At 72.5% G+C, this 14082-nt stretch carries 9 protein-coding genes; 4 read left to right on the forward strand and 5 right to left on the reverse strand.

Features of this window, described 5'->3' with window-relative positions; translation table 11 throughout:
- Positions 1-704: 704 nt before the first annotated feature.
- From KME80_RS12970 to KME80_RS12980, 3 genes are all read right to left on the reverse strand, one after another.
- Complete coding sequence (locus tag KME80_RS12970) at positions 705-4184, reverse strand: AfsR/SARP family transcriptional regulator (RefSeq protein ID WP_219504722.1); 3480 nt, start codon at positions 4182-4184, stop codon at positions 705-707.
- Between the two features lie 104 nt (positions 4185-4288).
- Positions 4289-5665 (reverse strand): alpha/beta fold hydrolase, encoded by a 1377-nt coding sequence (locus KME80_RS12975; protein ID WP_219504724.1) that lies wholly within the window; start codon positions 5663-5665, stop codon positions 4289-4291.
- Between the two features lie 95 nt (positions 5666-5760).
- Positions 5761-7827 carry a S9 family peptidase gene (locus KME80_RS12980; RefSeq protein ID WP_219504726.1) on the reverse strand — a complete coding sequence of 689 codons (2067 nt, stop codon included), beginning with the start codon at positions 7825-7827 and terminating at the stop codon, positions 5761-5763.
- Between the two features lie 45 nt (positions 7828-7872).
- On the opposite strand from KME80_RS12980, the gene mshB reads away from it, so the two are divergent.
- The 3 genes from mshB to KME80_RS12995 are packed head-to-tail and all read left to right on the forward strand — an operon-like array spanning position 7873 to position 9717.
- Positions 7873-8778 carry an N-acetyl-1-D-myo-inositol-2-amino-2-deoxy-alpha-D-glucopyranoside deacetylase gene (mshB, locus tag KME80_RS12985; RefSeq protein WP_219504729.1) on the forward strand — a complete coding sequence of 302 codons (906 nt, stop codon included), beginning with the start codon at positions 7873-7875 and terminating at the stop codon, positions 8776-8778.
- 9 nt (positions 8779-8787) lie between these two features.
- Positions 8788-9198 carry a DUF6113 family protein gene (locus KME80_RS12990; protein ID WP_219504731.1) on the forward strand — a complete coding sequence of 137 codons (411 nt, stop codon included), beginning with the start codon at positions 8788-8790 and terminating at the stop codon, positions 9196-9198.
- 18 nt (positions 9199-9216) lie between these two features.
- A complete protein-coding gene (locus tag KME80_RS12995) occupies positions 9217-9717 on the forward strand; it encodes a flavin reductase family protein (protein WP_219504733.1) in 501 nt (166 codons plus the stop codon).
- Between the two features lie 44 nt (positions 9718-9761).
- On the opposite strand, the gene KME80_RS13000 is transcribed toward KME80_RS12995, so the two are convergent.
- On the reverse strand, positions 9762-10760 hold the full coding sequence (locus tag KME80_RS13000) for a hypothetical protein (RefSeq protein WP_219504735.1): 999 nt from the start codon (positions 10758-10760) through the stop codon (positions 9762-9764).
- 75 nt (positions 10761-10835) lie between these two features.
- Between KME80_RS13000 and KME80_RS13005 the strand changes: the two genes are divergently transcribed.
- Positions 10836-11249: a hypothetical protein gene (locus KME80_RS13005; RefSeq protein WP_219504737.1), complete on the forward strand. Its 414-nt coding sequence runs from the start codon at positions 10836-10838 to the stop codon at positions 11247-11249.
- A 5-nt stretch (positions 11250-11254) separates the two neighbouring features.
- Here the strand turns inward: KME80_RS13005 and KME80_RS13010 are convergent, their stop codons facing one another.
- Positions 11255-13756, reverse strand: a complete 2502-nt coding sequence (locus KME80_RS13010) for a penicillin acylase family protein (RefSeq protein WP_246644811.1) — start codon at positions 13754-13756, stop codon at positions 11255-11257.
- Between the last annotated feature and the right edge of the window lie 326 nt (positions 13757-14082).

A 14082-nucleotide genomic window follows, 5' to 3' on the forward strand; every position in this document is an offset into this window, starting at 1 on the left:
CCGCAAACGCTGGATCACCCGCTGGAAGGCCGCCTTGAACGCCTTCGCCATCACCTTCGACGGCCGCCTGACCCCGACCACTCGATAACTAATCAAGATCGAGATACACCGTTATCTAGACACACCCACGCGCCCGGGGTGGCGGTGACGCGGGGCCGGGACCCCGGCCCCGCCCGCCACGCAACAGGGGATGAGCCTGCTGGCGACAGCGGCACGGTGGGGCACGTAGAGCTCCGCATTCCCCCGCGCCGGCCAGCGGCCACGCCACCCGGTGGAGCCGGGCGCTCGGAAGAAGCGCCCACAGGGGGCTCTGAGGGGCACGCGGGCAGGTGGCGAGTGCCCAGGGGAGTCGCGCAGGGGGTGCGGCGGGCACCGGGGGTGAGCGCCCAAGGGTGCGCCGTAGGGGTCATGGCGCGGTCGCTGGGCAGCGGTGGGTGCCGAGGGGGCGTCGCAGGGGGCGGCGGGCACCGGGGGGTGAGTGCCCGAGGAGGCGTCGCGAGGGTGGGCGCGGTGGGGCACGCCGTGGGCGGGGCCGCACGCCGCCTGGGGATGGGGAGCCGGGTCGGGGGACAGCGGGCTCTGGTGGGCATGAGTGAGCTCAGGGGTGCGTGAGTCCGGGCGTGTGGGCCGGGTGTGGGGGTGCGCGGGCCAGGGCGTGTGGGCTAGGGCGTGTGGGCCGGGTGTGTGGGGGCTGGTGTGCGTGGTCAGTGGCTGCGGGACAAGGCTGCGGCGGCCTTGGCGCGTAAGGGCTCGGCGTGGATCTCGGCGAACAGCGCCTGTGCCCGTTCCAGCTCCAGCGTCGCGCCGGGGCGGCCGCTCTCCAGCAGGAGCGTGCCCAGGGCCAGGCGGGCGCGGCCCTGGATGAGCCGGTCGCCGACCTCGGCGGCGACGTCGAGGGCCTCGCGCAACGTGCGCTCGGCGTCCGCCGCCCGCCCCAGCTTCAAGTGCGCCTCCCCGAGCCCCTGCAGCACGTACGCCTCCCCGATGCGGTCATGCGCCTCACGGACGATCCCCTTGGCCTTCTCGTACGCCTCCAGCGCCGGCTCGGAACGGCCACGGCGCAGCGACAACTCCGCCAGCCGCATCAGCGCCTGAGCCTCGCCCCGCCGCACGCCCTCCTGGGTGTAGAAGGTCAGCGCCTCCCTGAGCAGCGGGTCTGCCTCGTCCAGCCGCCCGCATTCGCAGTGGATGAGGGCCATGTTCGACAGCACGTACGCCTCCGCCGCCCGGTCGCCGACGGCGCGCAGCAGGCGCCGGGCCTCGGTGTAGCGGTGCAGGGCGCCGTCGAGGTCACCGGCGGCCCGGTCCAGCAGCGCGGCGTTGCGCAGGGCCAGCGCCCGGCCGTGATCTTCGCCGATCTTCTCGAAGATGGCCAGCGCCGAGCCGACCAGGGGAGCGGCGTCGTCGTAGCGCTGCTGGAAGATGGCCAGCGAGCTGAGCGAGAACAGCATCGCGCCCTCCCCACGCGCGTTGCCCGCGGCGCGGCAGGCGGCGAGCGCGGTCTCGGAGACGGCCCGCCAGTCGTCGAAGTAGCCGTAGGTCTCGAACAGCGTCACCGCCGTCATGGCCAGGCTCCAGGCCAGCTCGGCCAGTCCGTGGTCGGCCGCCTGCCGCACGGCGCGGATCAGCACCGGCAGCTCGGAGTCGAGCCAGGCGAGCGGCTCGTCCCCGAACAGTCGTGACCCGTCGATCGGCGGCAGGTCCACCAGGCCGCGCAGCACGGTGAAGTGGCCGCTGTAGTGGCGCCGGTGCGCCTGCTCCACCAGGGCCAGCAGGGTCGCACTCGCATGTTCGAGCACTGCGGTGCGGATCTCCCGGGGGTCCTCCGCGAACGCGTGTTCGGCGGCGAACAGCCTGACCAGGTCGTGCCACACGTAGTGGTCGCCCCGCCGCCGCAGCAGCGCCGCGTCCACCAGCTCCTGGAACGCCCGCTCCAGCACCGCCGCGGCGCCGGACGGTGAGGGGGACGGCGGGGTGAGGGTGCCCGAGATCACGGGATCGTCGACCATGTCCCGCCTCATGCTGTCCGTCCGCGCCGATTCGGCCAGGGCGGCGGATGGGGAGTGGATGGGGCGGGGGAAGGCGGGGTGGGGTGCTGTGGTCAGCTCCCTTTGGAGGGTTCGGGTGGCCGGGGTGGAGATGAGGGCGTGGGCCAGCCAGGTGCTGATCTGCTGGCCGCTGATGAGGCCGAGGCGGCGGAACAGGGCCTGGGCCTGGGGCGAGAGGGCGCGGTAGCCGACGTCGAGGACGGCCTTGACGTCCAGGTCGCCGATCGTCATGACGAGGTCCTGGACGGCGGAGTGCGGCCAGGTGCCCAGGCTCGTGCCGGCGATCCGGAGGGCGAGAGGGTGGCCGCCGCACTGCTCGACCAGCAGGCGGATCGCCTCGGGGTCGGCTGCCGAGCCGCCGCCGATGTCCTGGGTGAGGAGCTCGGCCGCGTCCGGGCCGTCGAGCAGGCCCAGCCGGATCACCTGGCGCTCGGGCAGGCCGACGAGCGTGCGGCGGCTGGTCACCAGGACGGCACAGGACGCCCCGCCGGGCAGGAGCGGCTCGGTCTGCTGCATCGACTCGGCGTCGTCGAGCAGGACGAGCACCCGGCGTTCGGCCACCGTCGAGCGGAACAGGGCTGAGCGCTCCTCCAGGGTGCGGGGGACGGCGGGCAGGCCCAGGGCGCGCAGGAAGCGGGCCAGCGCGTCCTGTGGCCGCAGCGCGCCGGACTGGAGGTCCACGTAGAGCTGGCCGTCGGGGTAGGCGTCGGCGAGCCGGTGGGCCGCGTGCAGGGCGAGCTCCGACTTGCCGACCCCGGCCTTGCCCAGCACCGCCACCACGGGCAGCGTCGTCCCGTGCCGCTCGGTCAGCAGCTCCTCGATCCGGGCCAGCTCCGCTTCCCGGCCCGACAACCGCGACAGCACCGGAGGAAGCTGACGCGGCACCGGCCTCGGCACCGGTGCCGGTCGTGAGGCCGACCCGGGCGTTGGTGCCGGTCGTGACGTCGACCCGGGCGCCCGTGCCGGCCGGGACTCCGGCCTGGGCGATGGGTCGGCCGCCGTTGCCGCCCCGGCTGCGTCTGAGGCCGGTCCCGTCGATGGTCCCGCCGCCCCTCCCCGGGCGGGCGCTGCCGGGAAGGAGGCGCTGGGAGCGCCCCGCTCTTGAGAGGCGGGGCCGCCCCGCTCCTTATGGGAGGCGGGAGCGCCCCGCTCCCTCTGGGCGGCGGGGCTTCGGCCGCCCTGCTCCTGGGAGGAGGATGTGGGGCCGCCTCGCTCCCGCTGGGAGGACGAGGCGGGGCCGTCTCCGGATGTCTGGGAGGAGAACGGGCCGCCGTCCGGTCTTGCGGAGTAGGGCGCGGGGGACGGATCGTCCGGGGCGGTGGGCCGGCCACGGGGATGGTGGCCGTTCAGGGGGCGGCCGGCCGGCTCCTGGGGTGGGGTGTCGGTGCGGGTGGCCGGAGGGGTGGGGGAGGCGCGGTTGAGGATGGCGTGCTCGATGCGGCGTAGCTCCTCACCCGGTTCGAGGCCGAGGGTGTCGAGCAGGTAGGTGCGGTAGGAGCGGAACACCTCCAGGGCCTCGGCCTGGCGGCCCGCGCCGTAGAGGGCGAGCATGAGGTGGCCGTGGGGGCGTTCGCGCAGCGGCTGGGACTGGGTGACGGCGCGGAGCTCCTCGATCAGCCGCAGGTGGTGGCCGAGCTCCAGCTCCAGCTCGACGCAGCGCTCGAAGGCGAGCAGGCGGCGCTCCTCCAGGCCGTGGGCGATGCTGCGCACCAGGTCGCTGTCGACGTCGGCCAGGGCGGGGGCACGCCAGAGGGTGAGCGCCTCCCGCAGGGTGCGGGCGGCCTGGTCGCGGGGTTGCGTCTGGGCTTGGGTGATGAGGTGTTCGAAGACGGTCAGGTCCAGGTCGGAGGGGGCGATGCGGATGAGGTAGCCCGACGGCTTGGTGATCACGGTCTGGTAGGGCTGAGCGGTGTCGCCGAGAGTGCGGCGGAGCTGGGAGATCCGGATCTGCACCTGGTTGCGCGGGGTGCCGGGTGGGCACTCGCCCCAGATGGCCTCCACGAGCCGGCTGATCGGCACCACCTGGTTGGCCTCAAGGAGCAGCATCGCGAGCACGATGCGCTGCCTTCCCCCGCCGAGCTCAAGCTCTCCCGCGTCGCCCAGGACTTGCAGCGGTCCGAGAATCCTGAATCTCACGGGTCGGATCATGCCCTGGTGCTTTTGCACCAGGATTGTGGACGGGTTGCATTGGCGCAATTTCGTAATATTGCGCCGTTTGCGAAACTTGGCCGGGAGGGTCGTCAGCACGTCGTGCCCTGGGACGGGAGCCGCCCGTCGGTGAGGTAGCGGTCGATGTGGTCACGGGCGCAGGCGTTGGCGCCGTACAGGGTGTGGCCGGGACCGTCGTGGGCGATCGTGACGCTGCCCGGCACCTGGGCGAGGATGCGCGAGACGGCGTCGAACTCGCCCCACGCGCCGGCGCCCAGCAGCGGCGGGAGGCCCTTGGGGAGCGGGGCGGGCGGGTTGGTGACCGGGGCGGGCCAGCCGATGCAGGCCAGCGACCCGGCGGCGAGGGTGTTGGCGGCGCCGGCGGTGGGGGCGGCGCGGCGCACGCGGGTGACGGTGGCGTCGAGCTCCGCGCGGGAGGCGGGGCGCGGCCAGTCGGTGCACTCGGTCACGCCGGTGCTCTGGTCGGGATAGCGGGCGCCGCGCTCGGGGAGGAAGCCGGAGGCGTCACCGGCGTGGGCCCGGCGGACGGCCTTGGCCAGGGCGGGCCAGCCCGGCTCGCCCTGCCGGGCCCGCCCGATCGCGAAGGAACGCAGGTCACGGCCGGTGTAGGCGACGCCGGCCGCGGCCCGGACCGGGGTGCGGTCGGCCCGCCTGACGAGGGAACGGAACTTGCCGGGGACGTCGCGGCAGTCGCCGGAGGCGGCGCACCAGGTGAAGAAGCGCCGCAGGTGCCGCTCGTTGTCGGCGGCCATGGCCGCCACCTCGGCGTCCCAGTCGGCGGTGCTGTGGTTGAGGGTGCCGTCGAGGACCATCGTGCGGACCTGGCCGGGGAACAGGCGGGCGTAGGCCTGGCCGTAGATGCCGGAATAGGAGGCGCCGTAGTAGTTGAGCCGGTCGCCGCCGAGCGCCTTGCGGATCGCCTCCATGTCGCGGGCGTGGTCGGCGGAGCTCATGTGGGCGAACAGCTCGGGGTCGTTGTGGCGGCACACCTCGGCCGCCCCGCGGTTGGTGTCGGACAGGCGGCCGAAGCCGGCGTCGTCACGCGGGAACTCGGGGATCGGCAGGCGGGTCCAGGTGCAGTCGAGGCCGGTGGCGAGGCCGCCGAACTGGCGGCCGTAGCCGCGGGTGTCCCAGGTGACGAGGTCCATGCGGGCGCGGAGCTTCGTCCACCACGAGGACAGGCTCTGCGTCAGGCCGATGCCGGGACCGCCGGGGCCGCCGTAGGAGATCAGGACCGAGCCCTCGGACCTGCCGGTGGCCTTGAGGCGGCCCAGTTTGAGCGTGATGCGGCGGCCGTCGGGCTTGCTCCAGTCGACGGGCACCTGGAGGTCGGCGCACTCCATGCCGATCTTGTCGCCGGGGCACGGGCTCCAAGCGAGCGAGGGGGCGGGGGACTGTTGCGGGGTGGGCAGGACCAGGGCCAGCGCCAGCAGGAGGGGCTTGAACATGACGTTCACGATCGCGGACGCGGCGCCCCCCGCACATCGGACCACGGTCTGGTTCTGGCGGGTGCCGAATCAGACCGTGGTCTGTCAGACCTGGGTCACAGGTGCAGCGCCTTCTTCAGGAAGTCGACCTGGAGCAGCATCATGTTCTCGGCCACGACCTCCTGCGGCGTCATGTGCGTGACGCCCGACAGCGGCAGCACGCTGTGCTGGCGCCCGGCCGCGAGCAGCGCCGACGACAGGCGCAGCGTGTGGGCCGCGACCACGTTGTCGTCGGCCAGGCCGTGGATGAGCAGCAACGGCCGTTCGAGCTTCGCCGCGTCACCGAAGAGCGAGGACTTGTCGTACACGTCCGGCTGCTCCGCCGGGTCCCCCAGGTAACGCTCGGTGTAGCAGGTGTCGTACAGCCGCCAGTCGGTCACCGGCGCCCCCGCCACGGCGGCGTGGAACACGTCGGGCCTGCGCAGCACCGCCAGCGCCGCCAGGAACCCGCCGAACGACCAGCCCCGGATCGCCACCTTCGTCAGGTCGAGGTCGTCGGGATACTGCTCGGCCACGCCCTGGAGGGCGTCGATCTGGTCGTCGAGCGCGGGCGTGGCCAGGTCGTTCAGCACCGCCCGCTCGAACGCCGGACCGCGGCCCGGCGTGCCCCGCCCGTCGGCCACCACCACGGCGAACCCCTGCTCGGCGAACCACTGGCTCTCCAGGTAGCCGCCGCGCCGGTTGAGGACGCGCTGCGCGTGCGGACCCCCGTACGGATCCATGAGGACGGGCAGCGCCCGCGAGCCGGGCTCGTGCCACGAGGGCAGCACCACGGCGGTGGACAGCTCGCGGCGGCCGGAACGGCCGAGCGAGACGCGCAGGTCGAGGCCGGGACGCTCGGCGTGGGAGGGGATCGGGATCGCCACGCCGTCGCGCCGGACGACGGTGGTGGCCACGCCCTCGGTGTCGAGGCTCTGCTCCGACAGCACGCCGACGCCGCCCGCCATCCGGCCGGAGAACACGCCGGAGCGGGTGGAGACGGGCAGCAGCGAGTGGCCGTCCCAGGTCCAGAGCTGGATCTCGGTGGGGTCGCCGCTCGCGCTGAACAGCACGCTGTCGTGGTCGACGTCGAGCACGGCGCGCACCTGGAGCGTGGGCGGGGTGACGGCGCGGTCGCCGACGAACAGCCGGTGACCGCCGTCGGCGGACGCGACCCAGACCAGCGTGCCGTCGTCGAGGTGGGCGGGCACGCCGGTGACGATGTCGACCCAGGCCGGGTCGGTGTCCTCGCGCACCAGCGTGGACGCGCCGGTCGCGGGGTCGACGGAGAGCAGGCGCATGGTCTTCTGGTCGCGCGACAGCGTCACGATCGACAGCGCGTGGGAGTCCCAGGAGGCGGTGGTCAGGTATTCGTGCTCGAACGGCACCGCGACCCGGGAGCCGTCGAGGCCCAGGACGAACAGCTCGGTGACGGCGTTGGGCGTGCCCGCGGCGGGGTAGCGCTGGACGGTCGCGGGCCGGTCGGGGTTGGCCGGGTCGGCGATGTACCAGGTCCGGACCGGCGCGTCGTCGGCCCGCTCGACCAGGAGCGCGTCGCTCGACGGCGACCACCAGTGGCCGCGCATCCGGTCCATCTCCTCGGCGGCGACGAACTCGGCCAGGCCGTAGGTGACGGTCGGGGACTCGGGCGTCGCCAGGACGCGGTCGGCGCCGGACGTCAGGTCGTGCACGTGGAAGGCGCCGCCGGTGACGTACGCGACATGTCGCCCGTCGGGCGAGATGCGGGGATCGATCACCAGACCGGGCGTGTCGAGCCTGCGCGTGCTCCCGTCGGCCAGCTCGGTCACGTACAGCCCGCCGGCCAGCGCGAACGCCGCCCTGGTCACCGCGGAGTCGGTCGAGTAGGCGACGACGCCGCCGGCCTGCTCGCGGCTGCGCTCACGCCGGGCGCGCTCCTCGGCAGGCAGGTCGCCCTCGTCGGCGTCGAGCGTGCGCGGATCGACCACCAGCCGCTCGACGTGCGTCTCGGTGTCGAGCTCCCACAGGCAGGTCACCGGGTCGGTGCCGGACCTGGTCCGCAGGAACACGACCCTGCCGCCGTCAGGGGAGATCGTGAAGCCCCTGGGCACTCCGAGGGTGAAGCGGCGGGTCCTGGCGGCCAGGCGCGGGAAGCTCTCACTCATGGGCCCAATCCTGCCAGCAACCAGGCGCCCGTTACGCTTCGGACCATGATGGACCGACGTCTGCTGCTGGTGCACGCACACCCCGACGACGAGTCGATCGGCACCGGCGCGACCATGGCGCGCTACGCCGCCGAAGGCGCCCACGTCACGCTCGTGACCTGCACGCTGGGGGAGGAGGGCGAGGTCATCCCGGAGGAGCTCGCGCATCTGGCAGCCGACCGCGACGACGCGCTCGGGCCGCACCGCATCGGCGAGCTGGCGGCCGCCTGCGCCGCGCTCGGCGTCGAGGACCACCGCTTCCTCGGCGGGGCGGGCCGCTGGCGCGACTCCGGCATGATGGGCGTGGCCTCCAACGACCGCCCCACCGCGTTCTGGCAGGCCGACCTGGACGAGGCCGCCGGCGCGCTGGTCGAGGTGGTCCGCGAGGTCAGGCCGCAGGTGCTGGTCACGTACGACGAGAACGGCCATTACGGGCATCCCGACCACATCCAGGCGCACCGGGTGTCGCGGCGGGCGTGGGAGCTGGCCGCCGACCCGGCGTTCGGCGCGGGCGAGCCGTGGCGGATCGCCAAGCTCTACTACACGGCCAGCGCCAGGTCCGTGATGCGCCGGAGCAACGAGGCGCTGCGGGAGGCCGGGTCCGGGTTCATCGTCGAGGACGTGGACGAGATGCCGTTCGGCAGCCCCGACGACGTGATCACCACCGAGATCGACGCGCGCCCCTGGATCGGCCACAAGGCCGCCGCCATGCGCGCCCACGCCACGCAGATCACGGTCAGGGAGCCGTGGTACGCGCTGTCCAACGACATCGGCCAGGAAGTGCTCGGCGTGGAGCACTTCGTGCTGGCCGAGGGCGTACGCGGACCCGCCGTGGCAGGTCCGCCGATCGAGGCCGGAGGGCTCGGCGAGCCGCACGTCCGCGAGAACGATCTGTTCGCCGGCATCCACTAACCTCTCGATATGGAGCAACGCAGCCAGGCCGAGTCGGCGCTGGGTGGAGCCGCCTACGGGATGCTCTTCGTCCTGGGCGTCGTCATGGGCGTGGTGGGCGGCTTCACCCATGCCCACGACGGCGTGCGCCAGCCTGTCACGGCGATCGCCTGGCTGGTCATCCTGTTCGGCGTCAGCCTGGGGGCGGGCAGGCTGATGGGGACCCGCCTGGGCTCCGCGGTGACCTCGGCGGGGTGGCTGCTGGTGTCGATGGCGTTCTCGTTCAAGCTTGGCGCGGGCGATCTGGTCATCTCGGGAAACACGCCCGGGTACGTGTATCTCTACGGGGGGATCGCGGCCGTGGTCGCGGCGTTCCTGCTGTCGCCCTCATCAGGGGGTTCGTGGTTGATGCACGGCCACCCGGAGAGCAGCCGGTCGTAGCGGCATAAAGTAACCTTCGTGCACCATGCGTCCATAGAGCGGCACGGAGATCGGCAAACGTACCGGAAAGTCGTCGGGCGTTTCGCCACCGGTGTGACGGTCGTCACGACCCGGCTCGGAGACGTCGACTACGCGATGACCGTCAACTCCTTCACGTCCGTGTCGCTGGAGCCGCTGCTGGTGCTCTTCTGCGCCGAGAAGGTCGCGCGCTTCCATGACGCGGTGCTGGAGGCGGGGGTGTGGGCGGTCTCGGTGCTGCCGGCCTCCATGGAGGACGCCTCGCGCTTCTTCGCCCATCGCGGGCGGCCGTTGAACGGGCAGCTCTCCCGGTGGGGGCACCACCGGGGGGAGACGGGGGTCGCGCTGTTCGACGCGGCGCTGGCGACGGTGGAGTGCCGGACCGACGCGGTGCACCCGGGCGGCGACCATTCGATCATCGTGGGGGCGGTGACAGCGCTGGGGATGCCAGGTGAGGGCGAGGCGCTGACGTACCACGAGGGGCGCTACAAGAAGCTCTGACGGTCCCACCGGCCCCCTGGATCGGGAGCCGGTGGGACGCCGCGTCACTGGACCGGGGGCTCAGGGACGGTCGGCTCGCTCGTGGGGGACACGGTCGGGAAGACGGTCGGGGAGACGGTCGGCGGTGGCGGCTCGGTCGGGGTGTGACAGCCCGGCCCCGGGTCCGTCGGAAGGGTGGGCGGGGGGCCGGTCGGGGTCGGGGTCGGCAGAGGGCCGGTTGGGACGTCCGTCGGGACGTCCGTCGGGACGTCCGTCGGGACGTCCGTCGGGACGTCCGTCGGGACGTCCGTCGGATCAGGCGGAGGCGGCACGTCGGTGGGCTGGTCCGTCGGCGGGATCAGCGTGGATGTCGGCGTGGGAGTGATCGTCGGGGGCGGGGTGGAGGTCACCGTGGGCGGCATCGGGCCCGTCACCGTCGCCGTCGGCGTGACGGGCGGCACCGGGACCGGCTGACAGGTGATCGTCACCGTGGGGCCTGGCTCCGTGACGGTGACGGTCGGCCCCGGCTCGGTGACCGTGACGGTGACGGTGACGGTGGCAGTCTCCGTGACCGTCTCCGTGGGGGCCTCCGGGGGCGGCGCCGACGCGGTGACGGTGGCCGTGGGCGTGGCCGTGACCGTCTTGGTGGGCCACGGCAGCGGCTGGACCTTGATCTTCGGCTTGCCGCGCAGCTTGTACGCGCCCTTGCCCACCTTCTTCTGGACCTGGCCCGCGCCGGTGGTCACGGCGAGCTCGGCCGTGGTGGTCCGGCACGACTTGCCCTTGCAGGCGCGCTGCTTGACGCTGAACCTGGCGGCGCCGCCGTACTTGATGGAGACGTCCAGGTAGGAGACGCCCTTCTTCTTGACGATCTTCGTTTTGGCGGTGTAGCGCCCGACCTCGGGTTTCGGGGTGGCGGTGCTGGGGAGCAACGCCAGTCGCGCGCCGGGAGGGGTTTCGATGAGGCGTAGGGGATCGGTGGTCGACGTCTGGGTGATCGCGATTCCGCCCGCACCGGCCAGTGCCGCGGTGCCCAGCAGAGCGCCCAGGATGGCTAATCTCATAATCCTGCTCTTGTGGGAGATTTCAGGACGCAGGCCATTATCCCGACCTGTCAAGATTGGTCAAGACTGAGACGTATGGACAGGCGCTATCGGTTCCGGCGCGTGGTGAACTATGTCAATCTCACCACGCCGCTCGGCCTGCTGATCGCCGCCGCGGGCGGGGCGCGCCGGCAGCCCGGTCCCGACGGGCTCGTGCTCGCGTACGGCTACCGCTACCGGTTCCCCGTCGCGGGCGCGTTCACGGTCGGGAACGTGGTGCTGACCAGGCGCGACGCGCTCAGCGACCGGCTGGTGCGACACGAGGGCAGGCACGCCACCCAGTGGGCGTGGTGCGCGGGGCTGCCCATGCTGCCGCTCTACCTGCTGGCCATGCTGGTCTCGCTGGCCGTCTGCGGCGACCAGGCGTCCTACAACCCGTTCGAACGCCTGGCCGACCTCGACGACGGCGGCTACCCGCGCAACGCCGCGCGCTGGCGCAGGCGGGCGTAGCCGCGTCAGGGAGTCAGCTTGAGCGTGTGCGCCGCCGCCTTCTTGACCGACTCCGGCTTCGAGCGCATCGGCAGCAGCTCGCCCCTGGCCCAGACGGCGGCCTGGTCCCAGTAGTTGTCGTGGAAGGCGTGCCCCGAGGCCCCGGTGAGGTTGATCCACTGCGACTTGTCCAGGTCGGACAGGTCGAGGACCATCCGCATCGACGGCACCGAGGTGATCGCGTAGTCCTCCAGGACGTTCCAGCCGGTGGCGTTGACCGCGTCCTTGTTGCCCGCGACCGCCAGCGGCCCCCGGTTGAACAGGGACTCGATCGGGCCGATCCCGGACGTGCCGAGCGTCTGGTGGGTGAGCGTGAGCCGGTGCAGGTCGCCCCAGCGCCACGCCTTGACGTCGTCGCCGAGCAGCTCGGTGAGCTCCCGGTAGGCGGAGGCGAGCGCCTGACGCAGGATGTCGTCGCGTTCCTCGACGCGCTCCTCGGTGGTGACGTCGTCCCAGAACGGGTCGCCGGGGGAGTTCAGCAGTCGCCCGACCACCTCGTACCAGCGGTCGCCGCCGCTCGGCCTGGCCGCCTCCGGCAGCTCGTCGTGGAAGGTCAGCCTGAGCAGGTGCCGCCAGACCGCGTTGAAGTACGCCGCCGGGGCCGAGTCGAGCCCCTGGGAGCCGTCCCAGCCGTCGAGGAGCTGCCTGGCCTGGGCGCTCGGCCCCGCCAGGCTCACCTCCATCAGCGCCGGGACGAGCGTCGCGGCCAGCCCGTTGTGGTCGTCCTGCTGGATGCGCGACATGGCGGCGGCGTCCAGCTTGCCCTTGCCGATCTCCTCCTTGAGCCGGTCGAGGATGCGCTGGGAGCGGAACCCGTACGACCAGTCCTTGGTCAGCAGCGGCGCGTAGCGGGAGGGGTCGATGACGGCGTTGTTGGCGGTGACGATGTAGCCCTCGGCGGGGTTGCGCACCGACGGGAGCTGGTCGTACGGGATCGGCGCGGTCTTCCAGTCGTACTCGCCGGTCCAGCCGGGCACGGGCACGGTGCCGTCGCCGTTCTCGCGCACGGGGATGCGGCCGGGGGCCTGGTAGCCGATGGTGCCGCTGGTGTCGGCGTAGACCAGGTTCTGCGCCGGGACGTCGAAAAGCGCGGCCGCCGCCCGGAACTCGTTCCAGTCGCCCGCCTCGTTCAGCGCGAAGATCGCGTCGGCGGTCCTGCCGGGGGTCAGCGCCGTCCACGACAGGGCGACGGCGTTGGCCTCGCCGCTCGGCTTGACGGCGCCCATCACCTCGTTGACCAGCGGCCCGTGCCGGGTGGCGCGCACGGTGATGGTCACCGGCCGCCCGCCCGCGACCTCGATCTTCTCCTGGCGGACCTCCAGCGGGACCCGCTCGCCCCGGTAGAGGTAGGTGTCGCCGTCGACCTTCTCCAGGAACAGGTCGGCCACGTCCGGCCCCAGGTTGGTGAACCCCCAGGCGATCTTGTCCGTGTGCCCGATGACCACGCCGGGGACGCCGGAGAAGGAGAACCCGGTCACGTCGTAGGAGCACGCGTCGCTGAGCTCGCGGCAGTGCAGCCCGGTCTGGTACCAGACGGAGGGCATCTGGGCCGACAGGTGCGGGTCGTTGGCCAGCAGCGGCTTGCCGCTGACGGTGTGGTCGCCGGAGACGACCCACGAGTTCGAGCCGATCCCGTCGCGCTCGGCGGTGCTCATCGTGCTCGGCACCGCCTTCAGCGCCTGCGCGGCCTGGGCGAGCACCCGGGCGCCGGTGCGCTCCTCGCGCGGCGGCCGGGGGTCGGCCCGCTGGTCGTAGACCTCCTTGACGACCGCGCCCACGGTGACGATCGGGTCGTGCCTGTCGTACGGGTAGCCGGGGTAGAGCTGCTCGACCCGCTCGGGCGGCAGCTTGGTGAGGGCGAGCGCGCGGTCGATCTCGTCCTCGAGGTTGGAGCGCAGGTCCCACGCCATGGCCTTGAGCCAGGAGACGGAGTCGAGCGGCGTCCACGGCTCGGGGGTGTAGCCGCCGTTCTGGACCTTCAGCACGGAGTACTCGAGGCTGCGGTCGGAGGCGTTGGGGTTGGCCGCGAGCCAGGCGTTCACGCCCTTGGCGTAGGCGTCGAGGTAGCGCTTGGTGCGCTCGGTGAGCTCGGTCAGCTCCTGCTCGGCGACCCGGCGCCAGCCCATGGTCCTGATGGCCTTGTCGTTGTCGAGCGTCGCCGTGCCGAACAGCTCGGACAGCCGCCCGGCGGTCACGTGCCGCCGGAAGTCCATCTCCCAGAACCGGTCCTGCGCGTGCACGAAGCCCTGGGCCATGAACAGGTCCTCGGAGTTGCCGGCGTAGATGTGCGGGATTCCGTTTTTATCGCGATAAATCTCTACATTTCCGGTTAACCCCGGCAACCGGAGCGTGCCTTCCAACTGCGGGAACGACTGGCGTACCGTGTGGACGAGCACCCCCGCCAGCACCAGCGCCAGTGCCAGCAGAACGGTCAAGATCCGCGCGGACCAGCGCAGTGGCCACGGCATCCACGCGTACGGCCTGAACCTCACGAATACCTCCATCCATCCCGCGCTGGACTAAGTCTGGCAGCCCCCGCTCACTCCTTCCGCCGCCCGTCACGGGGGGTTTCCGAGCCTGTACCGCGTGACATGACGCAACCCCGATGCAACCCACGATCTGCGTATCGTGCGCATGGCGCGTACCGTCCACCACCGCATCAGGACGGCGCCACGCGGGCGGACGGTCCCTGCCATGCCGTCCGCCCGACCTCTCGATAGGTGCTGTTTCCGCGCAGCGATCAGCCGCCCCGCCGCACTGCGTGCGGAAGGTGCCCAGCCGGCCGAGCTGGCTG

It is taken from the genome of Nonomuraea ceibae (genome assembly GCF_019396325.1).
In the GTDB taxonomy this organism is placed as follows: domain Bacteria; phylum Actinomycetota; class Actinomycetes; order Streptosporangiales; family Streptosporangiaceae; genus Nonomuraea; species Nonomuraea ceibae.